General features: G+C 62.4%; 16 protein-coding genes and 4 tRNA genes. 12 read left to right on the top strand and 8 right to left on the bottom strand.

The window, feature by feature from the left end; genetic code table 11:
• Positions 1–35: 35 nt before the first annotated feature.
• From ABG82_RS15675 to ABG82_RS15655, 5 genes are read left to right on the top strand one after another with little or no spacing between them, the layout of a single operon-like run.
• Positions 36–1,391: an 8-oxoguanine deaminase gene (locus tag ABG82_RS15675; protein ID WP_162269261.1), complete on the top strand. Its 1,356-nt coding sequence runs from the start codon at positions 36–38 to the stop codon at positions 1,389–1,391.
• Positions 1,391–2,203: an FAD binding domain-containing protein gene (locus ABG82_RS15670; protein WP_043075457.1), complete on the top strand. Its 813-nt coding sequence runs from the start codon at positions 1,391–1,393 to the stop codon at positions 2,201–2,203. Before ABG82_RS15675 ends, ABG82_RS15670 begins: the two co-directional genes overlap by 1 nt.
• Positions 2,200–4,908 carry a molybdopterin-dependent oxidoreductase gene (locus ABG82_RS15665; protein WP_043075458.1) on the top strand — a complete coding sequence of 903 codons (2,709 nt, stop codon included), beginning with the start codon at positions 2,200–2,202 and terminating at the stop codon, positions 4,906–4,908. Before ABG82_RS15670 ends, ABG82_RS15665 begins: the two co-directional genes overlap by 4 nt.
• Entirely contained in the window at positions 4,905–5,978 is a 1,074-nt protein-coding gene (locus tag ABG82_RS15660) for an XdhC family protein (protein WP_043075459.1), read from the top strand. Before ABG82_RS15665 ends, ABG82_RS15660 begins: the two co-directional genes overlap by 4 nt.
• Before the next feature lie 9 nt (positions 5,979–5,987).
• A complete protein-coding gene (locus ABG82_RS15655; RefSeq protein WP_043075460.1) occupies positions 5,988–6,710 on the top strand; it encodes a 3-keto-5-aminohexanoate cleavage protein in 723 nt (240 codons plus the stop codon).
• 30 nt (positions 6,711–6,740) lie between these two features.
• On the opposite strand, the gene ABG82_RS15650 is transcribed toward ABG82_RS15655, so the two are convergent.
• Complete coding sequence (locus tag ABG82_RS15650; protein WP_043075461.1) at positions 6,741–7,631, bottom strand: aldo/keto reductase; 891 nt, start codon at positions 7,629–7,631, stop codon at positions 6,741–6,743.
• A 323-nt stretch (positions 7,632–7,954) separates the two neighbouring features.
• On the opposite strand from ABG82_RS15650, the gene ABG82_RS15645 reads away from it, so the two are divergent.
• Positions 7,955–8,785, top strand: coding sequence for a carbon-nitrogen hydrolase family protein (locus ABG82_RS15645; RefSeq protein WP_043075769.1), 831 nt, complete (start codon positions 7,955–7,957; stop codon positions 8,783–8,785).
• 335 nt (positions 8,786–9,120) lie between these two features.
• Here the strand turns inward: ABG82_RS15645 and ABG82_RS15640 are convergent.
• From ABG82_RS15640 to ABG82_RS15630, 3 genes are all read right to left on the bottom strand, one after another.
• Positions 9,121–9,195: transfer RNA gene (locus ABG82_RS15640), tRNA-Val, on the bottom strand.
• A gap of 9 nt (positions 9,196–9,204) precedes the next feature.
• A tRNA-Cys gene (locus ABG82_RS15635) sits at positions 9,205–9,278 on the bottom strand.
• Positions 9,279–9,303: 25 nt separating this feature from the next.
• A tRNA-Gly gene (locus ABG82_RS15630) sits at positions 9,304–9,376 on the bottom strand.
• A 167-nt stretch (positions 9,377–9,543) separates the two neighbouring features.
• Here ABG82_RS15630 and ABG82_RS15625 point away from each other — a divergent pair.
• Together ABG82_RS15625 and ABG82_RS15620 are read left to right on the top strand one after the other, a co-directional pair.
• Positions 9,544–9,618 (top strand) — tRNA-Val (locus tag ABG82_RS15625).
• 241 nt (positions 9,619–9,859) lie between these two features.
• Entirely contained in the window at positions 9,860–11,938 is a 2,079-nt protein-coding gene (locus ABG82_RS15620; protein ID WP_043075462.1) for a RecQ family ATP-dependent DNA helicase, read from the top strand.
• Between the two features lie 86 nt (positions 11,939–12,024).
• Here the strand turns inward: ABG82_RS15620 and ABG82_RS15615 are convergent, their stop codons facing one another.
• Together ABG82_RS15615 and ABG82_RS15610 are read right to left on the bottom strand one after the other, a co-directional pair.
• Complete coding sequence (locus ABG82_RS15615; RefSeq protein WP_043075463.1) at positions 12,025–13,245, bottom strand: PucR family transcriptional regulator; 1,221 nt, start codon at positions 13,243–13,245, stop codon at positions 12,025–12,027.
• On the bottom strand, positions 13,245–13,463 hold the full coding sequence (locus ABG82_RS15610) for an MscL family protein (RefSeq protein WP_052510879.1): 219 nt from the start codon (positions 13,461–13,463) through the stop codon (positions 13,245–13,247). Before ABG82_RS15610 ends, ABG82_RS15615 begins: the two co-directional genes overlap by 1 nt.
• Before the next feature lie 410 nt (positions 13,464–13,873).
• Here ABG82_RS15610 and ABG82_RS15605 point away from each other — a divergent pair, with 410 nt between their 5' ends.
• The 3 genes from ABG82_RS15605 (at position 13,874) to hchA (ending at position 16,318) form a co-directional block, all read left to right on the top strand.
• Positions 13,874–14,692, top strand: coding sequence for an SDR family NAD(P)-dependent oxidoreductase (locus tag ABG82_RS15605; RefSeq protein ID WP_052510880.1), 819 nt, complete (start codon positions 13,874–13,876; stop codon positions 14,690–14,692).
• A gap of 46 nt (positions 14,693–14,738) precedes the next feature.
• Complete coding sequence (locus tag ABG82_RS15600) at positions 14,739–15,344, top strand: cupin domain-containing protein (RefSeq protein ID WP_052510881.1); 606 nt, start codon at positions 14,739–14,741, stop codon at positions 15,342–15,344.
• An 86-nt stretch (positions 15,345–15,430) separates the two neighbouring features.
• Entirely contained in the window at positions 15,431–16,318 is an 888-nt protein-coding gene (hchA, locus tag ABG82_RS15595) for a glyoxalase III HchA (RefSeq protein ID WP_043075465.1), read from the top strand.
• Positions 16,319–16,531: 213 nt separating this feature from the next.
• Here hchA and ABG82_RS15590 read toward each other — a convergent pair whose 3' ends face one another.
• Positions 16,532–17,578: an alpha/beta fold hydrolase gene (locus ABG82_RS15590; protein WP_043075466.1), complete on the bottom strand. Its 1,047-nt coding sequence runs from the start codon at positions 17,576–17,578 to the stop codon at positions 16,532–16,534.
• Positions 17,579–18,155: 577 nt separating this feature from the next.
• Positions 18,156–18,815, bottom strand: a complete 660-nt coding sequence (locus ABG82_RS27750) for a TetR/AcrR family transcriptional regulator (RefSeq protein WP_078343232.1) — start codon at positions 18,813–18,815, stop codon at positions 18,156–18,158.
• Positions 18,816–19,180: 365 nt separating this feature from the next.
• Between ABG82_RS27750 and ABG82_RS15570 the strand changes: the two genes are divergently transcribed.
• Complete coding sequence (locus ABG82_RS15570) at positions 19,181–20,596, top strand: FAD-binding oxidoreductase (RefSeq protein ID WP_043075467.1); 1,416 nt, start codon at positions 19,181–19,183, stop codon at positions 20,594–20,596.
• Positions 20,597–20,987 lie beyond the last annotated feature (391 nt).

The following is a 20,987-nucleotide window of genomic DNA, read 5'->3' as shown; positions in this document are numbered from 1 at the left end:
CGCCACGGCGCGGAGCCTCGATGAGACCAATGATGTTGATCGAGAATGTATTCGCCGCCACCATCGATCATGACCGCCGCGAGATCGGCGATGCGACGGTGGTCGTCGAGGACGGCCGGATCGCCGCCGTACTGACAGCCGGGGAACCCAACCCCTGGCAGGCATCGCCGGATGTGGAGCGGGTGGATGGCCGGGGCTGCTTGCTCACACCGGGATTGGTCAACACACACCACCACCTTTACCAGTGGATCACGCGTGGGCTGGCCGCCGATCACACGCTGTTTCAATGGCTTACCGCCCTGTACCCGGTCTGGGAGGGCATCGACGCTGATAGCACGTACGTGGCGGCGCAGGGCGCGCTGAGCTGGCTTGCGTTGTCGGGATGTACCACGACCACCGATCATCACTATGTATTTCCTTCGGGCGCAGGTGATCTGCTGGAAGCCGAGATCGAGGCCGCGCAGCAGATCGGGCTGCGATTCGACCCCACCCGGGGCTCCATGGATCTTGGCCGATCGAGCGGTGGGCTACCACCGGACAGAGTGGTGGAGTCCATTGACGCCGCGTTGGAAGCCAGCGCCGCCGCCATCGCACGGTGGCACGACCCAACGCCGGGGTCCATGGTGCGGATCGGTCTGGCGCCTTGCTCGCCCTTTTCGGTGACCGGCGAGTTGCTTCGGCAGTCGGCGCTGCTCGGCCGTGCACACGGTGTGCGGCTGCACACCCACCTTGCTGAGACCGCCGACGAGACCGCATTCTGCGCGGAACGTTTCGGCTGCACCCCGCTCGAATACATGGAAGAACTGGGCTGGTTGGGCCCGGACGTGTGGTTCGCGCATGGCGTACACCTCGATGACGCGGCCATCGATCGGCTCGCCGCCACCGGTACCGGAATCGCGCATTGCCCGACGTCCAACGGACGCCTGGGCGCCGGTATCGCGCGCACCCGGGAGCTGCTGGCAGCGGGTGTGCCGGTGGGCTTGGGAGTGGACGGGGCAGCCTCCAACGAGTCTGGGCGGTTGTTGGACGAGGCACATCAGGCGCTGCTGTTGGCGCGCGCCGTCGGCGGGCCGACGGCGCTGAGCACCCGCACCGCACTGGAGCTGGCGACGCTGGGCGGGGCCCGCCTGCTGGGCCGCGCCGATGAGATCGGTTCGATCGAGGCTGGTAAGTGCGCCGACCTGGTGCTGTGGGATCTGAGCACGCTGGGGCACAACGGCATCGACGACCCGGTGGCCGCACTGGTACTGGGCGCAGTGCCACCCATCCGGTATTCGTGGGTGGGTGGCAGACCGATTGTCAGGAACGGGGAGATGCTCACCGTCGACACCGACCGGGTCGCCGCCGCCGTCGAGGCGGCGCATCATGGGTTGATGAGCAGGTTGCGCTGATGGATCTGCACACCATCGACTCTGTGCTGATTGCCCGGGACCGCGCTGACCTCAGCGGTCTCGGGGCAGCGGATGGGTTGATGGCGGGTGGCACCTGGCTGATGAGCCAGCCGCAACCGGGACTGCGGCGGCTGGTGGACCTGACCGGGATGCGATGGCCCGATGTGGTCGTCAGTGCCGAGGGGCTGGAGGTGGCGGCCACCTGCAGCATCGAGCGGCTCATCAATGCTTCGTATCCGCCTGAGTGGGAGGCCGTGAACCTCTTTGGGCAGTGTGCGCGGGCCCTGCTGGCCTCGTTCAAGATTTGGCGGACCGCGACGGTCGGCGGCAACATCTGCCTCGGCTTGCCCGCGGGAGCGATGATCTCGCTGTGCGCGGCCCTTGATGCCGAATTGCTCATCTGGCGTGGTGACGGCACCGACGAGCGCTGCGCCATCACCGAATTCGTGACCGATATCAACGAGACGGTCCTGCGCCCCGGCGATGTACTGCGCGCCATCACCTTTCCCTCCGCGGCGTTGTCGCAGCCGGCCGTATTGCGCAAGATCGCGTATTCGGCGTTGGGCCGCTCCGGCGCGCTGGTCACAGGACGGCTCGACGGTACCGACATCGTGCTGGGAATCACCGCGGCTACGCGCAGACCGATCGTGTTGCGGGTACCCGCCGACGCGGAGCGGGCCCACGAAGCGGCGGCGGCCATCCCCGGCGCCCAATTCCATAGCGATGCCCACGGCACCGCCGCATGGCGCCGTGCGGTCACGTGGCAACTGGTCCGCGGGGTCGCCGATGAGCTGACGAGCGGGCGGCCATGAAAGTCAACGGTCAGATCATCGACACCAGTCCGCGGCCCGGGCAGTGCCTGCGCACCTTCCTGCGCGAGCACGGCCATAGCGAGGTCAAGAAGGGGTGCGATGCCGGTGACTGCGGCGCCTGCACGGTGCTGGTGGACGGTGCCTCGCAGCACTCGTGCATCGTGCCCGCGCACCGCGTGACCGACGCCGAGATCCTCACTGTCCGGGGTTTGGGAGACGAGTGTGACCTTCATGCCATGCAGCGCGGATTCATCGAGCATGCCGGTTTCCAGTGCGGATTCTGCACCGCCGGAATGGTGTTGACGGCGGCCACGCTGACACCGGAGCAGACCGGCGATCTGGACAACGCCTTGAAGGGCAACCTGTGCCGGTGCACCGGCTATCGGCCCATTCGCGCGGCCATCTGTGATGCCGAGCCGCCGCAGGGCGCCGTCAGCGCCCCGGCCGCCGCGCGCGTGGTCACCGGTACCGAGCCGTACACCATGGATCAGCTGCCCGCCGATGTGGGACACATTGCGGTACTGGGTAGCCCGCACCCGTCGGCCCGCATCACGCGGCTCGACACCGAACGGGCCCGCGCCCTGCCGGGGGTGCGGGCGGTGCTCTGCTACCGCGACGATCCGGGCATCCCGTTTTCCACCGCCCGCCACCACGAGCGCACCGACGATCCGGACGACACAATGATTTTCGACCGGGTGCTGCGGTTCGCGGGACAGCGGGTCGCCGCGGTGGTGGCTGATTCGCCGACCATCGCGAACCGGGCGCTGGAGTACATTGACGTCGAATACGAAGTGCTGCCAGCGGTATTCGACCCCGAGCTGGCGCTGCGGCCCGGAGCGCATCTGGTGCACGGCGACAAGGGGCCCGGCGCCCGGATCGCCGATGCCGCCCACAATCTGGTGGCCGAGGTGCACGGCGAGGTAGGCGATATCGCGGCGGCGCTTGCTCAGGCCCGGGAATCGGGGGCGGTGGTCAGTGGCAGCTGGCAGACAGCACGGGTACAGCATGTGCACCTGGAGACGCACGGCGCGGTGGGCTGGCAGGACGAGCGCGGTCGCTATGTGCTGCGCACCAGCAGCCAGGTGCCTTTCCTGGTACGCGATGAGCTCTGCCATGTGTTCGGCCTTGAACGTGATCAGGTCCGGGTGTTCGCGCCACGGGTAGGCGGAGGTTTCGGAGCCAAGCAGGAGATGCTGACCGAGGATCTGGTGCTGCTGGCGGTGCGCGCCACGGGTGCGTCGGCGGTCTACGAGTTCACCCGCGGCGACCAGTTCACCATCGCCCCGTGTCGGCACCCCATGCGGGTGAACGTCACGGCAGCGGCGGGCACCGACGGTGTGCTGACGGCACTGGCCGTCGATGTGCTCTCCGACGCCGGCGCGTACGGGAACCACAGCGTGGGAGTGATGTTCCACGGCTGCAACGAATCGATGGCCCAATACCGCTGTGCCAACAAACGAGTCGATGCGCGGGCGGTGTACACGAACAACATCCCGTCCGGCGCGTTTCGCGGTTACGGCCTGGGGCAGGTGCTGTTCGGGATCGAATCAGCGCTGGATGAATTGGCGCGCGATCTCGGAATCGCTCCGTTCGAGTTCCGGCGCCGCAACGCGATCGTGCCGGGGGACCGCTTCGTGAGCTGGGAAGTGGAGGAAGACGACCTGGAATTCGGGAGCTATGGGTTGGACCAGTGCCTGGACCTCGCGCAGAACGCACTGGCCGACGGCGCCTCGGATCCGGCACGCAACGGATCGGCACTGCCCGTGGGATGGAAGGTGGGCGAGGGTACGGCCATGGCCATGATCGCGACCGTGCCCCCGCGCGGGCACGTGGCCGATGCTCGGGCCGAGCTCGATGAGCGTGGCCGCTATCGGATCTCGGTGGGGTCGGCCGAATTCGGCAACGGCACTACCACCGTGCACGCCCAGCTGGCCGCCGCCGTGCTGGGCTGTGCGCCGGACCAGATCGATATTCACCAGGCCGATACCGACGAAGTGGGGCACGACACCGGCGCCTTCGGTTCGGCCGGAACCACCGTGGCCGGCCTGGCGGTACACCGCGCGGCAGAGATGTTACGGAACAAGATTGTTCGGTGTGCCGCGGCCAAACTGGCAGTGCCGCGGGCGCGGTGCGTGCTGGAGTGTGACGGTGTACGGATCGGCAGGGATCTGCTGAGCCTGGCCGATATCGCTCGGTCGGCGTCTGAGCCTTTGGCCGCGATAGGGCGCCATGAGGGCACACCGAGGTCTGTTGCCTTCAACGTGCAGGCATTTCGCGTTGGCGTCCATCCGGCAACCGGAACGGTGCGCATCCTGCAATCGGTGCAGACCGCCGATGCCGGCGTGGTGATCAACCCGCAGCAATGCCGCGGCCAGGTGGAAGGCGGTGTGGCCCAGGCGATCGGCTCGGCGCTGTACGAGGAAATCGTGGTGCGGGACGGCTTGGTCACCACCACCGCGCTGCGCGACTATCACATTCCACGGCTGGTGGACCTCCCCGAAACCGAGGTCTATTTCGCGGACACCTATGACACCTTGGGCCCGAGGGGAGCCAAGTCGATGAGTGAGTCCCCGTACAACCCGGTGGCGCCCGCGCTCGCCAACGCCATCCGCGATGCCGTCGGCGTCCGGATGTACCGGTTGCCGATGAACGCGGCGCGCGTGTGGCAGGCCATCAATGAGCCTGGGGCGAGGGAGCTCTCATGAAAGATGTCCTCGCTGGACTGATCGCCCAGCTCGAAGTCGGCGCCGTCGTCGCGCTGGCCCGTGTGGTGGAGGTCAACGGTGCCGCTCCCCGTGAGGCCGGCGCCGCGATGATCGTGACGGCCGAAGGGGAGGTCATCGGGTCACTGTCCGGTGGGTGCGTGGAAGCGGCGGTCGTCGAAACCGCGCGAGAGGTATGGGAAACCGGAACATGTATCGGTGAACGATTCGGCATTGATGACGGAATCGCCCCGGGACTGACCTGCGGCGGCGAGGTCGAAATCGTCACTGAATATGTTGGCGCCGAGCGACTGCCGTTGTTGCGCGCCTTGCGGCAGGGGATCGACGCGGGGGAGCCGTTGGCCTTGGTGAGCACGCTGGCGGGGGCGCCTGAGTGGGCGTTGGTGCGCCCGGGTGAGCCGTCGCCGTGGCCGCTGATCGATGGTGATATCGCGGCACTGGTGCGAGCGGGCCGCAGTGCGTTGGCGGGTGCCGACCGCTGCGAACCGGATCAATCCGCGCTACCTCGGGTATTCGTGCAGGCGTTCGCCGCCCCGCCACGGATGATCTTGGCTGGGGCCAATGCCTTTGTGCGAGCGCTGAGCCGCACCGGCAGTCAGCTGGGCTACCGGGTGACGGTTGTCGATGCCCGCGAGGTGTTCGCAACCGCCGCGCAATTCCCGCATGCCCATGAGGTGGTGATCGCCTGGCCGCATCGGTATCTGCGCGCTGAGGCGGCGGCCGGGCGGATCGACGGACGCACCGTGGTGTGCGTGCTGACCCACGACCCCAAGTTCGATGTCCCGATGCTGGCGGCGGCGCTGACCGCGGTACCGGTGGCGTTTGTCGGCGCGTTGGGATCGCGTCGCACGCATGCCGAGAGGATGGCACGGCTGCGCGAGGAAGGCATCACCGACGATCAGCTGCGGCGGCTACACAGCCCGCTGGGCCTGGACCTGAACGCCCGCACCCCGGAGGAGACCGCGATATCCATCGCGGCACAGATCATTGCCGAAACCTCGGGCGGTTCCGGGCGCGCCTTGGGTGATACCGACGGGCCCATTCACCGGTAGGGGGCTGAGGTGTACCTGAAGGCCTGTCTGAACGGGGTGCGGCGCAAGGACCAGCACCCGGCGGTTCCGTGCACACCGGATGAGATCGCGGCGGACGCGTTGGCATGCCGCGGCGCGGGGGCGGCGGCGGTTCACGTTCACGCGAAGGACGCCAAGGGATTCGATTCACTGCTGGCCAGTGCGGTCGATCCGGTGGTCGCGGCGATACGGGCGCGGTGCCCCGGTCTTCCCATGGGCCTCACCACGGGTGCCTGGGCCATGGCGGATTCGGCCGGGCGCTGTGCGGCCATCGGCACCTGGACCGAACTCCCGGACTTCGCCTCGGTGAATTGGCATGAGGAGGGTGCTACCGAGGTCGCCAGGGCATTGCTGGCTCGCGGTGTCGGTGTGGAGGCGGGGTTGTGGAATGAGACGGCCGCTCTGGCGTGGTCGAGTTCGTCGCTGCGCAGGGAGTGTTTCCGCGTATTACTGGAGCTGCCCGGTGCGGTCGCCGGTACCGAGGTCGAAGAGCAGGCGGTGCGCATGCTGACGCAGGTTCGGGCGGCCGGTGCCACAGATGTGCTGTTGCACGGTGAGGACTCCTCGGCGTGGCCCATGCTCGAACTCGCTGCCGCGCGGGCAGTATCCGCACGGATAGGGCTGGAGGACACATTGCGCCTGCCCGATGGATCGCTGGCAGCGGACAACGCTGAACTGGTCGCTGCCGGGCGTGCGCTGATGGGAGCACGCTAGCCGCCCCGGCAGCGATTCAGTTGGCGCGTGCTAGGCGGCCCGTTCCGCAATCCGGTCCCGGTGCCATCTGCTGCGCTCTGAATGGTGCGCCGAGAAGCCTTCATTGGGATGTGTTCCCAGCCTGCCATTGGGCTGATCGAACTGAATGAACACATCGAGATCTTCGGGGGACAAACTGAAATCGAAAATCTGGAGATTTTCGGCCAGCCGCCGGGCTGAGCAGGTCTTGGGGATCACCACGTGCCCCAGCTCGATATGCCAACGCAGAATCAGCTGCGCCGGGGTCTTGTTGTGCTTGGCGGCCAGCGCGGCCAGCGGAGAATCCTCGGCGGTGCCGATTCCCTGGGCGAGCGGACTCCATGCCTCGGTGACGATCTCGCGATCGGAGTTGAACTGACGCAACTTTCGCTGCTGGAAGTACGGATGCAACTCCACCTGATTGATCACGGGCAGCACACCTGTCGCATCGACGATGGCCTGTACGTGCTCGGGTTCGAAATTGGACACCCCGATGGCGCGGATGCTACCGGCGAGATACAGCTGCACGATCTGCTGCCACGCGGTCACATATTTCCCGTGATCGGGTGCGGGCCAATGGATCAGGAACAGGTCCACATAGTCGGTGCCGAGCATGTCGAGGCTTCGCGCGAAAGCACCTGCGGCGTCGGAGAAATCATCTACCCACAACTTCGTGGTGATGAAGACTTCTTCCCGGGGCACGCCCGAGCGAGAGATGCCGAGGCCTACGCCACGCTCGTTGCCATACCTGGTGGCGGTGTCGATATGCCGGTATCCGGCGTGAAGTGCTTGCCCAACAATGGTTTCCGCTTCATCGTCGGGGATGGCGGCGACACCGAGGCCCAACTGGGGGATGTCAACACCATTGTGGAAACGAACTTTGGGGACAGTGCATGGCTGCACGACGGACTCCAATCACTCTGCGGCTGAGGGAGCAGTGGAATTGATACCCGGGGCGACACGTCCTTGTGACAGTTGAAACTGTAGAACTGTCAGTTGAAATCCGCAGCTATGACGCCGCTCACAGAATTGCTGTGAACTTCCTGAAATGGCTGAACAACAAGGGATTTCGTGGCGCGTGAGGTCGTCTGGTTAACAAGATTCTTACGCGCGGATATCCGCGATCGGTACGGGTGGCGGTTGAGTTACCGCAAAAATCGGCGTATCGGATGCGGACCCGGCCGCAGTGCGCCACAGTGGAGAGAACGCCGCGCCAGCTTGGAGGTTTGTCGATTTCTGGGACACTACGAGTTGCGGGGCTGCAGTCGGCTGGGAAGCCCGCCGATCCGGATGCGAATCTTGATGAACTGGACCGGGCCGCGAAAAACCTAGCGGGGCAGGCGGACCTGCTCATCACGCCGGAGCTGTTCGTCACCGGCTATGACATCGGGGATCGTCTACGGGAACTTGTGAGCGTCGATCACCTTGAGTCGGTCCGATCTATCGCTCAACGGAACCAGATGGCGATCATCGTGGGTCTGGCCGAAGAAGGTCCAGCGGGGGCGCTGCACAACAGTGCCGTCTTCATCGATGAGCGGGGCGTGGTGCGTGGCAGGCATCGGAAGACTCATCTGTTCGGGGAGATCGATCGAGCCTATTTCACGCCCGGCAGCCAACCGGCGACAGTGGTGCAGTACCGCGGAGTCCAGGTCGGCGTGATGATTTGTTACGACGTCGAGTTTCCCGAGAATGTGCGGATGGCCGCACTGGCCGGCGCGGACCTGCTCGCGGTTCCGACGGCTCAGATGGAGCCGTTCGAGTTCGTTGCCGATGTCCTGGTGCGGGCACGGGCCTGGGAGAACCAGATCTACCTGGCCTACATCAATCACGACGGTGCCGAGAATGCGACGACGTATGTCGGTCGAAGCAGCATCGTGGGGCCCGACGGAGGCGTGCTTGACCGCATCGAATCCGGAACGGGCACCATCATCGCCGAGATCGACACCGAGGTGGTGCGCGTCGCGCAGCGGGTCAACCCGTACCTGACCGACGTGCGTCCCGAACTGAATGCCCCTTTGCTGGCGCAGTCGGCGCGCAGGCCTGAGTGGCCCGTTTAGGTGTGGGGTGCCGCCCCCCACCGTGGGGGTCCCGAGGGGAACGAAGGGGGCGGCACCTGTCCTCGTGGGCCGGAGGGTTCTCGCGTGAATGAGCGCCACCCGCACGGTTTGCAACCATGGTGACCGTGTGGGCGGCGCCCTGCCACGATCTTGACAGGTTGTGCCGCGATAGCCGGGGTTGTCGCCGGTATTGGGTACTGCTGCCGTAGTTCCTTGACCGGTCTCCTCCAGGCTGGTCTCTGCCCGTATAAGGGCGAGGGGAGGGAGCGTGTGCGTTCACCATGAAGTTGCATTGGGAACGACATAAGCAGAATCTTGGCCTGCGAAAAGAAATGTGGTGCGCGATACTGGGATTGAACCAGTGACCTCTTCCGTGTCAGGGAAGCGCTCTCCCGCTGAGCTAATCGCGCGGGTCTTTATGGAGGTGGAGACGGGAATCGAACCCGTGTGCACGGCTTTGCAGGCCGTTGCCTCACCACTCGGCCACTCCACCGCTAGGGATGACTGTCCACCCTTCGAGCGGATGACGGGATTCGAACCCGCGACCCTCACCTTGGCAAGGTGATGCGCTACCAACTGCGCTACATCCGCGCGCAACGGATGAGATCGTCATCCGGTGCGAGTTGAAACAGTAGTCGAACGAGAGGTTTATTCACAAATCCCTTGCGTGCGCGGCCTGTCGGCCAGCGGAGTGCGGGGTTTCGGACGGCTCGTGCTAGCCTTTCACCTCGATCGGTCAGCCTGAATGATCGGTACGCGGTCTCGTAGCTCAGCGGAAGAGCACTCGCCTCACACGCGAGGGGTCGCTGGTTCGAACCCAGCCGGGACCACCAAAAAGCCCAGGTAGAAGCGTTGTGCTACCTGTTCGCCAAGCAGTTGTTTGGCTCTGAACCGTGGCGATCGTGGATGTTGGCCTTTGGCCGCTAGCAGCCAGAGGGGCCATGCCTCCGCCGTGCTCCCAGCTTTCGGCGGCGTCTCACCGGAATCCCCGCTGACTCGCTACGCCGCACACCTCCCACGGCTGACCCGGTGACCGGCCGGGGCTTTGTCGGTGGGTCCCAGCAGTATGGACCCATGGCGACGCGCGAACAGGCTCAGACCGTCCTCGAACGACTGGCCGGACGTGCCGCCGTACTGCGCGATGACCAGTGGGCCGCGATCGAGGCACTGGTGGTGCAGCGCCGCCAGGCGTTGGTGGTACAGCGCACGGGGTGGGGCAAATCGGCGGTGTATTTCATCGCGGCCAAGCTGCTGCGCGGTAGCGGTCACGGCCCCACGATTATCGTGTCGCCGTTGCTGGCGCTGATGCGTAACCAGGTGTCTGCGGCTGAGCGTGCTGGGGTGGCCGCGGCGACCATCAACTCCGGGAACGTCACCGAATGGAACGCGATTCATCAACGGGTTGCGGCGGGTGAGCTCGATGTGTTGCTGGTGAGCCCAGAACGGTTGAACAACCCCGATTTTCGGGACAACGTCCTGCCGGCGCTCGCCGCGGATGCCGGTCTGGTGGTGGTCGACGAGGCGCACTGCGTGTCCGACTGGGGCCATGACTTCCGTCCCGACTATCGACGGATTCGTACGCTGATCGCCGAGCTGGGTGCCGACATCCCGGTGTTGGCCACCACGGCGACGGCGAACGACCGGGTGGTCAACGACGTCGCAGCCCAACTCGGCGTGGGCGGACGGGACACGCTGGTACTGCGCGGTGGGCTCGATAGAGAGTCGCTGCGGCTGGCGGTGGTCAAGGCGGGGAATGCCGCACAGCGCGCGGCTTGGATTGCCGCACAGCTGGATTCGTTACCCGGCTCGGGCATCATCTACACCTTGACGGTAGCCCAGGCCCACGACGTGGCCGCCCTGCTGTCCGAGCAGGGTCACAAGGTGGCCGCCTATACCGGGTCCACCGACACCGCCGAGCGTGAACAGCTGGAAGCCGACCTGCTGGACAACCAGGTGAAAGCTCTGGTGGCGACCTCGGCGCTCGGGATGGGATTTGACAAGCCCGACCTCGGTTTCGTCGTGCATCTGGGTGCGCCGTCGTCACCGATCGCTTACTACCAGCAAATCGGTCGCGCGGGCCGCGCCACCGACTGCGCCGAGGTGATCCTGCTCCCCGGAGCCGAGGATCAGGATGTCTGGCGGTACTTCGCGTCGGTGGCGTTTCCGTCAGAAGCCATGGTGCGCCATGTCATCGGCGCGCTCGATTCCGAACGCCCGCAGTCGGTTCCCGCTCTTGAAACGCTGGTGGATCTGAACCGGTCTCGGCTGGAGATGGTGCTGAAGGTGCTCGATGTGGATGGCGCGGTGCGTCGAGTCAAGGGTGGCTGGATCTGCACCGGTGAACCGTGGAGCTATGACGGAAACCGCTACCAGGCGCTCGATGAGGCCCGCCGGCGCGAGCAGCAGGCCATGCTCGACTATCTGGACACCGACGGCTGTCGGATGGCCTTTCTGCGTGGACAACTCGACGATCCTGAACTTCATCCCGGGCAGCGGTGCGGTCGCTGCGACAACTGCACCGGAACCCGCTACGCGACCGCCGTCGATGAGGCCACCGCAGCGGCCACGCGCGAGCGGCTGCGTCGTCCTGGGGTCGCTGTGGCGCCCCGTAAGCAGTGGCCGTCGGGCCTGGGTGCGCTGGGACTCGGACTGTCGGGCCGCATCAACGATGGCGCCGCGCCGGGACGTGCCATCGGGCGTCTGACCGATCTGGGCTGGGGCGCGCGGTTACGCAAACTGCTGGCCGACCCGGATCAGGAGGTGCCCGACGAGGTTGTGCAGGCAGCAGTGGCGGTGCTGAAGGCATGGAATTGGGAGAACCGGCCGGTTGCCATCATGGGTCTGGACTCCGAGAGGCACCCGCGGTTGATCGCGTCCACCGTGCGGCGGCTGGCTCAACTGGGCCGGCTGACCGATCTCGGCACGCTGCGTTATGTGCCCGGACGTCGCCAGGTGACTGCCGCCAACTCGGCCTATCGGGTGGCGGCGTTGAACGGGTCGTGGGAGCCGCCGCAACTTCAGTTCAATGACGGCCCCGTCCTGCTCGTCGACGATATGACCGACACCGGGTGGACACTGACGATGGCCGCACGGGTGCTGCGGGATGCCGGGGTGTCCGAGGTGCTGCCGTTCGTGCTGGCCAGCACGAGTTAGCGCATCCGCTTTGATCCGCCAAGCTGGACCGTAGCCCTCTCATCGGACTCGACCGCAGCTGCGCCGCGTCCGGCGATGCCTGGCTTCTAGGCCAGGGGGTCTTCAAGGCTGCGGGGCAACCGCTGCCAGGCTTGCACTGCCATGTAAAGCTCAGCTGCCTCTTGCGGATGTTGAAGAGAACGTCCGGTCAGTTGCTCGATGCGGCGCACTCGGTACCGAACGGTGTTTGGGTGCACCCGTAGATGATCCGCCATCGCATTGGCAGATGAATCGGTCATGAAAGATGCCGTCAGCGTCAAGAGTAGGGAGTCACGATCATCCGGGGGGAGGTCCAGCAGACTGCCGAGCACATTGCGGCTCAGTCGCTGTGCCACGAGCGGCGCACTGAGCACCATCATGGGCAGGGGTGCTTGGTCGAACTGAATAACCCCCGCAGACGGTGATGCGGTGTCGGCCATCGCAATGCGTGCAAATCGCAATGCGTGCGGTGTCTGATCTAGGCGTGAGTAGATGGGGCTGACTCCCACTCGGCTGGTTGCCTGTGCTTCCAGTATCCCGATGAGTTCAGCAAGGTTATCTGCCTGGCGCACGGATACGATACCGATATGGAGATCTGGCGTTAGTCGCCATGCTGAACCTATGTCGGCATTGCGTAGCACCGTCTCAATCTCCGGCAGCGCAGTCCGTCTCAGCTGTTGCACGCCTGCGGCGACGACGACAAAGACGCCTTCGTAGGGTAGATCCAGAATATGGGCGACTTCCCACACAGATGTAGCTTCGTCGGAGTGACCTTGCAGAAGAGCTTCAACCATGGCTGATCTCTCGTGCTCACGCCTGACGACTATTCCCTCCATGGTCTCGGCATAGGCATTCATCATGGTGGTGCTGAATAGGTCATGGAAGAGCCACACGTCTGAGGCCATGGACACCAGGTCAGATGCAGTTGCCGCCTCGGACACAGTCGCTTCGTGCACGATCACTTCCCACAAATACTGGAAGCTTACGCGAAATGCGTTCTGTACCAAAGATAGTGGTACACCTTGCTGCGCACGTAAGATGCCTGTTTGTCGCGGCGCCTCTAGGTCGATGGACTGCTCGTGCGCTACGTGGCGGAACATGAACTCCAGATTGGCCAAGCAAGACTGGTATAGATCCTCGCGTGTCACCAATGATTCGGATCGGTAACTATCCAACTGGCCCATGATCCGGTCCACCAGAGCTTCAGTGAGTCCGGGGAGCTGGCGCAACAATGCCCCTGCCACGGCGTGGGCTGGACGGTGCTGATCCGTCGAATTATTGTCAGCCATCAATTCCGCCGTAGTCCCAGGTGTTGCCCGCCGTTGATGCCGACACTGAGCGCGGGGTAATCCGAATTAAGTTCCGTGTCAACCATATTGATAAACATGTGAATGATTGAGTCGCTGAATTTGGCCATCAACGCCGCGAAGCCCGCGCCGATGACCACCGAGACTGCGGGGTCAATGACGTTGCCGCGCAGCAGAGAATCCCTGGCTCCCTTGAGCATGACCTGACATTAATGCAGAGCCGATGCCGGCGCTGAATAACGGGCTGGCTGATTGCACTACGTCAGTCTGTATTAGTTCCAGACGGCGGCAACGTGCGGCGATGCGGTCGAAATCCTGTCGTTTTGTTCCGTGAAACAAAATACACGATGCTCAATTGTATTGAAGGACAACGAGTAACAACTCGGGTGCTGGGCTGACAAGAATGTGGAATGCGCCTAAGCTGAACCTGTGAAGGCAGGAGAAGGGGTACGACGGTAACTACGAGTACGCGAACCAGCAGTGCTGTCGCGGGATCGGCAACTCGGGCTCTGCGAGCGCGGCGCCTTGATGAAAAGAACGTGTTGCCAGACAGGAAGATTCGCGTATTCCGGGCGAAAAAGGGGCAAAGCCGGTGGTAGGGAATACTGCGGTGTGGTTCATTACGGGTGCATCGAAGGGTATTGGACTCGAGACGGTGCGAGCCGCTTTGGAAACAGGTGCGCGGGTCGTTTGCACTTCGCGTGACCCGGCGCAACTGCGAGGGCAGGTCGATGCTGGACCCGATGTGCTACAAGCAGTTCAGATGTCTATAACCGACCCGGCGCAGATCGAGGATGCCGTTGCCGGCGCTGTTGACGCGTTCGGACGCATTGATGTGTTGGTCAACAACGCGGGTTATTCAGTTCTGGGAGCGGTGGAGGACTTTTCCCGAGCAGATGTCCGCGATAACTTCGATGTGAATGTTTTTGGCCTCTTGGAAGTCACTCAACAGGTACTGCCGCACATGCGCCGGCAGAAAGCGGGCCGGGTCATCAACCTTGCTTCGATCTCGGCGAACGTCACTGGGCCTGCGACCGGCTTGTATAGCGCGACCAAAGCGGCGGTATTGATGCTGACCGAAGCCTTGGCTGAGGAGGTCGCGCCATTGGGCATCTATGCGACGGCAGTATGTCCGGGCGGGGTGCGTACCGATTTTCTTGACTCCAGATCCAGGCGGGATGCGGCCCATCGCATCCCTGACTACCAAAACGTCGAAGCGGCCCGCAACGAGTACACCAGGCTCAATCATCGGCAAGGTGGTGATCCTCGCCTGGTAGCGGAGGCGTTTGTGTCATTGAGCCAGATGGAGCCGCCACCGCGCCGCATATATCTCGGAGCCGATGCGCTGCGGGCAGTCACTCACAAACTCGATGCCGTGGCCGCGGACATCGAGCGATACCGGCAGTTAAGCCTCAGCATCAATGATTAGTTCGAGCAATCGGCACGCAGTACATGACGGATACGGAGAGCTAACGATGTATCAGGCCATCAGCAACCCGATAACTGGGGAAAGGATGATCACCCGCCAGCTTCCGGATCAGCGGAACGGCTACTCGTCGATTGTGGATCTGTACGCCGCTCCGGGTGCGAAGGTCAACGGAACCCACGTCCATCCGCGATCGACCGAGACGTTCACTCTGCTCGATGGAGAACTGGAGATGAACATCGACGGGCACACGCAGGCGGCGATACCCGGCCAGCCTGTCGTGGTTCCGCCCGGCACCCCGCATGCGTGGTGGAACGCCGGGGATGCAGAAGCGCGCGTATTGGTCCAGGCGTCGCCTGAGCCGGACAACCGGCTCAATCTCATGTTGTCCGTGCTGTTTACTCTCGCCGACCGCGGGGAGCTTGACCATGAGGGGATGCCGGTTCCTCCGCTGCGGGAGGCATTTCTGTATCGATACAAAGACGCCATCGTCTACACAGATATCGAATACGCCAATCTGCAGGCCGACCCAGAGTCTGAGTCCCTCCTGGCAACCTTGGAGAAACGAGAACCCCGGACTGTCGAGTTCATCGAGCCGATCCCAGCTTTTGTCTCGAAGCGGCAGCTGGCCGAGTATTACAACTTCGACGAATAGCAACTGGAGAGATAGGAGTGTCTGACGACTCAGTGGCAATTTACTAAGGACTCTCAATCATAGATATATTGATAGGAAATTAGATTATGACGACATCCGATGCCGATCTGTCCAAAGCGCCAGTTGCCGACCCCGCAGAATACAACGCTTTTTTCCCCTCTGCATACTCGCTAACGAAATACGTCGGGCCCAAGAGTGACTTTGGCGATGCCGAATACCCGAATCCCTACACTGGTGGTCGATGGAAAGTATTGTTAATCGCGACCGAAGAGCGTTATCTACTCACGCAGAACGGAACTTTCTTCTCGACCGGTAATCACCCCCTGGAACTGCTATTGCCATTGTTGCACTTCGACGCCGCAGGCTTCGAGGTCGATATCGCCACCATCAGCGGGAATCCGGTGAAATTCGAATTATGGGCCTTCCCCGCTGAAGACGCGGCAGTGAAAGCGGGATTTGAGAAGTTTCTGCCGAAGTTCAAGCAGCCTCTCAACTTATCTGAAGTTGTCCAGAACAATCTCGGGCCAGATTCCGATTATATTGCATTATTCGTCCCGGGCGGACACGGTGTGATCAATGGTATTCCCTCCAGCGAGCTTGTCGGCGAGTCGCTTAAATGGGCCCTGGACAACGATAAATACATTGTCACCCTGTGCCACGGTCCGGTATTTCTCGCATCTTTGCTAGCCGTCGGTGCAAGCCGAGACGAATACCCTCTTAAGGGCTATGAGATCACGGTTTTCCCCGATGCCCTCGACGAGGGTGCCAATCTCGAAATCGGATATATTCCCGGCCGATTGGTGCATTTGGTCGCCAAGGAACTTGAGGAACTAGGCCTGAAGGTACTCAACACCGGCATCACCGGGCAAGTGCACCAGGACCGCAAATTGCTGACTGGCGACAGTCCGCTGGCATCAAACAACCTGGGCAAGCTTGCCGCACCCCTGTTGCTTGAAGAAGCCGGTAAATCCTGAGCGCTGGCCGCGCGGACATGTGAGGTGCCTGAAGGCGGGTGCTCCGCGGGTTAAACACCGGCGGAGCACCCGTTTTCTCCGCAGGCTCATGCGGTAGGCGCCCGAAATGAAGGCTGCTTGGCGGTCGCTGAATCGAACCGCTTCCCTTGGCTGTCTGTTGTCCGGCGCGTAGTCAGGGGACTTGGTCGGAGTGACGTGTTGGATGCTGCTCTACTACCGCCGGTCCAGCTCCGTCAGAAAGTCGTCGATGGCCGGCCACGTCTCGTTGACACCGGCCGACAATGCCACTAGTCCCAGGTGACTCGCCTCCACGGTGGTGAACCGGACGTCCGCCGACTTGAGCATGTCGACGCCGTTGTGCACACACTGCCACGGTGCGATGGCATCGCGATGGCTGCCGAAGAGCTGGATTGGCAGCGTCAGGGCAGTCAGATCGAGCGTGTATCCGGCGACATTGACCACGCCTGCGGCGATCTCATCGTGATAGATAAATCGGCCCCACATCTGCGACACCGCCCGCCCCGGATAACCGGGGAAGGCGTCCTGAAACCGGTCGATCACCTCAGCTTTGGCCAACGCTTCGGTGTTGTCCAGATTGTTCAGGAGGAACCAGGGGCGTTTGATTTCGCGGTCCCACGAGGTGGCGCGGTAGGCCGCCTGTACCACCGGAGCGGGAATGCCGCCGAGTGCTCGCAGCACCGTGGTTATGGCATAGCCGTTGGTGGGCTTGGTGATTCGGCGTGCCTCGGGATAGCCCGGGATCTGTGAGTAGTCCAACGGGGTACCGATGGCGACGATCGAACGGATCGGCAATTCTCGGTCTGCCGCTGCGGTCAAAAGGCTCAGGGTGCCGCCCAGGCTCCACCCAATCAGGTCGAGCTGCGCCTTGCCGGAATCGATGAGCACGCGCTCTATGGCCTGCGGAATGATGTCGGCGAAGAAGGTTTCCAGGCCCAGATGTCTGTCTGCCCAGCCGATCTCACCGTAGTCAACGACATAGGGCGTGCGGCCCTGTTCGAGTAGATGCGCCACCAGTGACTGACCCGGTGCTAGGTCATAGCATGTCGCCGACGCTGCCAGCGGCGGAACCAACAGGACTGGGGCGGCGCTGGACTCACGCGGATCGTGGGTGCCGTATCGGCGCAACTGGCGATGCGGTTCGTCGAACAGCACAGCATGGCTGGTCGGCCGGGGTGGGCGCACACCGTCGCCGAAGGTAATGGAGAACAGGTTTCTCGCCGATACCGGAATCGAGACCATAAGTAGTTCGCGCCCTCATTCTTGTTGTCACTGCCCGGCTCATCGGCTGGTCCACTAAAAGCCTTTCAGTAGACCGGTCGATGTACAACATTTTGTGGCATTTGCGACACCTGGGCGCACTGGCCGCCGCGTCCCGACTCGGTTCAGTCCGAGCCTCGCCTTTGGCCTCATGAGAGGCTCAGCCCGATTGATCGATACGCGGTCGCGTAGCTCGGCGGAAGAGCACACGCCTCACACGCGAGGTGTCGCCGGTTCGAACCCAGCCGGGACCACCCAAGAAGTACAGATAGGAAGGTGTTTTCCCTTTCCTGACTTCGATATTTGACCCGCGGCGCTGCTAAATGCCCGGCTGGTCGAAGTGAACACCATCGTGACCCGGCTGTCGACCGTCGAAAGCCGTCACCTGGAGTCTGTCAAACGTGCTTCCAGCTGGATCGGGCAGTGACCGTAACGCCGACCTGCTGTAGGTGTAGCCGCCACCGAAATGAGGACGGCTGATCTATCGGTTGCTGAATTGGAGTCAGCTGCGGGGAATCTTATAGGGCAATATTGCAATAGTCCGGACCACTTAGTGGTTTTAGCCTTGTGCGTCGCATGGTGCTTGGAGGTATACGCGGACAATTCGCTTCGCGATATGAGCGATGTTAGGAAGATCGATTGCTTCAGGTTCAGCAAGGTGCTGGAGGATGATGCCGCGTAGCATTCCCTCGAGAATAGTTGCCACGTCGCCTGGTTGGCCTTGTAGTTGAATCTCGCCACCGTCAGAGGCGTCACGTATCCATTCGCTGATCATGTCTCGGAAGATCGCGTTATTCTCGACGACCGCTGACTTCAATGCTGGTGTGGCGGTGACTGATTCAATGATCATGACATGCATTGCACGGACGCGCTGTCCGGCTCTGGCGTCACTAAGTAAGTAGTTTTCGATCAGTCGGTCTATGGCCTGCAAGCCATAGACGCGCGGCTCGGCTGTCAGTCGTGAACGGATACCTTCACGGATTGAGTGGATGGCAGCAAGAACCAGCTGTTCTTTAGTTCCGAAATGGAAGCTGACTATGCCGCGGCTGAATCCGGCCCTGCGGCCGACTTCAGCCAGCGTCGTTCCGCTGTACCCATTGGTGCCGAGGAGATAGATAGCAGCATCGATAAGTTTTGCGCGCGCTTCCTCTGTGCGTTCGAGTTGTTTGCGGCGTGGATGGTCTTGTCTGGGAGTAGCCTCCCGCTTTCGCGTTGACATGTGGGCACCATAAAGCTGGGCGACTGGCAGGTTGGCAGCAGGGTAGCGACTCGCCCGGGATGGTGCGCGCCCCAGTCGCAGATCTGGTGTTGACACATCTGCGCTGCCTGCCCCGAAGTGTCTATGTGGGCAGGCGGTGGCCAAGGCCCATGCGGTCGACCGGTTAGGGCCGAGGCGTCACGAGGATTTGCTGCACTGTAGGTGCCCGTGGGTGGAGGCGAAACCTTTGAAAACCGTGGTGTATAACTTGCTTGTTGTATAACAAGTATTAGAGTGAAGGGGCGGCCTGCGGAGAACCTGATCGTGCCGGGTGTGCGTTCGGAGGCCGTACCTGGGGCCGTGACAAACCACTAAGGAGATTAACTATGGCTGAGTCGACCGGTGAGATAGTCAACGGCTGCAGTCCTGACTATGAGGATTCCTGTGCTGCATGGAATGCCTTGTATCGCAGTCGTCCTAGGGAGATCATCTACCCGAAGGACGTGTATCAGGTTCAGGCGGCCGTGCGTTACGCCCGCAAGCAGGGGCGGCCTTTGCGGATCCGTTCTGGCGGGCACAGTTTCGATGGGTACTCCTCCGTCGACGGAGGAGTTGTCATCAGCTTGTCAAAAATGAATACGATCGAAATTCGTGACGACGACACCGTTGTACTGGGTCCGTCTGCTCGGTTCGGCTCCGTTTATCCGGCATTGGGTCTGCGCGGATTGGCGATCCCCGGCGGGACGTGTGGTGGGGTGGCTGTCGGGGGCAACTGCCTGGGCGGGGGAGCGGGATTGCTTGCTCGTTCGCACGGATGGCTTACGCAGAGCATCCGGTCGTTGGAAGTTGTCGATGCGGAAGGGGAGATACTCACTGTCGACAGTGAGCATCACCCTGATCTGTTTTGGGGACTCCGTGGCGCCGGCGGGAATAACTTTGGTGTGGTGACATCGTTGACCTTCCAGGCGTATCGGCTGCCTACATTGACTCAAGGGCTCATTCGGTGGGACTGGGAGCACTTCGTTGAAGTTGCTGACGCGTTTCAGCGGTGGCTGCCCACGCTCGATAGTCGAGTAAACACTGTTGCCCACCTTGAGCGTAAGGAGCTTGGCTTTGTTGCGATTAACGTGATTTCATTGCTGCCGCACGCGGAGACGGAGACCGCGGTCGCGCCCCTGCTGGACGCACTGCCCCCAATAATCGATCAGAAATACGTCGCGACCGCGTATGCAGATGCTGTTCACGAGGCTATTGACCCAGAGATGTTGTATTCCAAAGCTATTCGTGCAACGACTTTGATGGGGTCAGCGCTGGGGCCGCTGAGTCGCGGTGTTCTGGAGAAGTTAAAGAACAGACTCGCAGTTGGCAGAGGGGAAACAGCGCTGTATCTGTATGGGTTGGGCGGAGCTGATGGCGTTGCGGCCCAGCGTCATCGCGCAGACCCTGTTTCGTTGCCTCACGTCAATGCGCTGCTTGCGCCATACACGCGAATCTACTGGACAGATCCTGCCGAGGATGAGTACAACCTTGCGTGGATGGCAGGACTTGGCAAGGATATCTTGCCGTCGCTGGACGCCACTTATATCAACAGTCATGATATTCACGTTGATGACCGTGTTTATCCGCGTTATGGGGAGAGCTTCGCGAGGCTTGTCGATATCAAAAGGCAATACGACCCTAGCAACCTATTCAGTTTCCAGGCAAGCATCCCTCCATCGCTGAGCCGTGAAGAGGCGATCACGCTAGGCCTTCCCGAAAGTCAGATCAAAGAGGCTCAAGAGCGTGGCTTGCTTAGCTCGTAGCTGAGGTAGCTCCAGCTACGCTAGGCAGGATCCTCCAGCACGATCACGCCATGAGTGTGCTGGAGGCCCCTGCGTGGACCGATGGTCTTGTAGGACACCAGATTTTGTCGCCGATGATCGACATGGCTGCTAGCACAAGCGCTTTGAGTATTACTGTGATATCTAAAAGCAACACAAGAATCACGTGTGTACCGGCTCGATCTGAACGTTGAAGAACAATGCTCTGGGAAGCCGCCGCAGCCTCGGACGTTGGGGTTGCACCTGATCCCTTACTGGGGATACTGGACGCCGTTATCTTTCACGAGCTAGCCGCGCTGTACTGGAGACATGGTGTGGTTGGCGCGCTCGGAGTGCCATAGAATGAGCCTTTATAGTCTCGCCTTTGGCCTCG

Origin of the sequence: Mycobacteroides immunogenum, assembly GCF_001605725.1 — a bacterium.
GTDB lineage: Bacteria > Actinomycetota > Actinomycetes > Mycobacteriales > Mycobacteriaceae > Mycobacterium > Mycobacterium immunogenum.
Note: the sequence above shows the minus strand (reverse complement) of the source record. Positions and strands in the feature narration are given on the sequence as shown.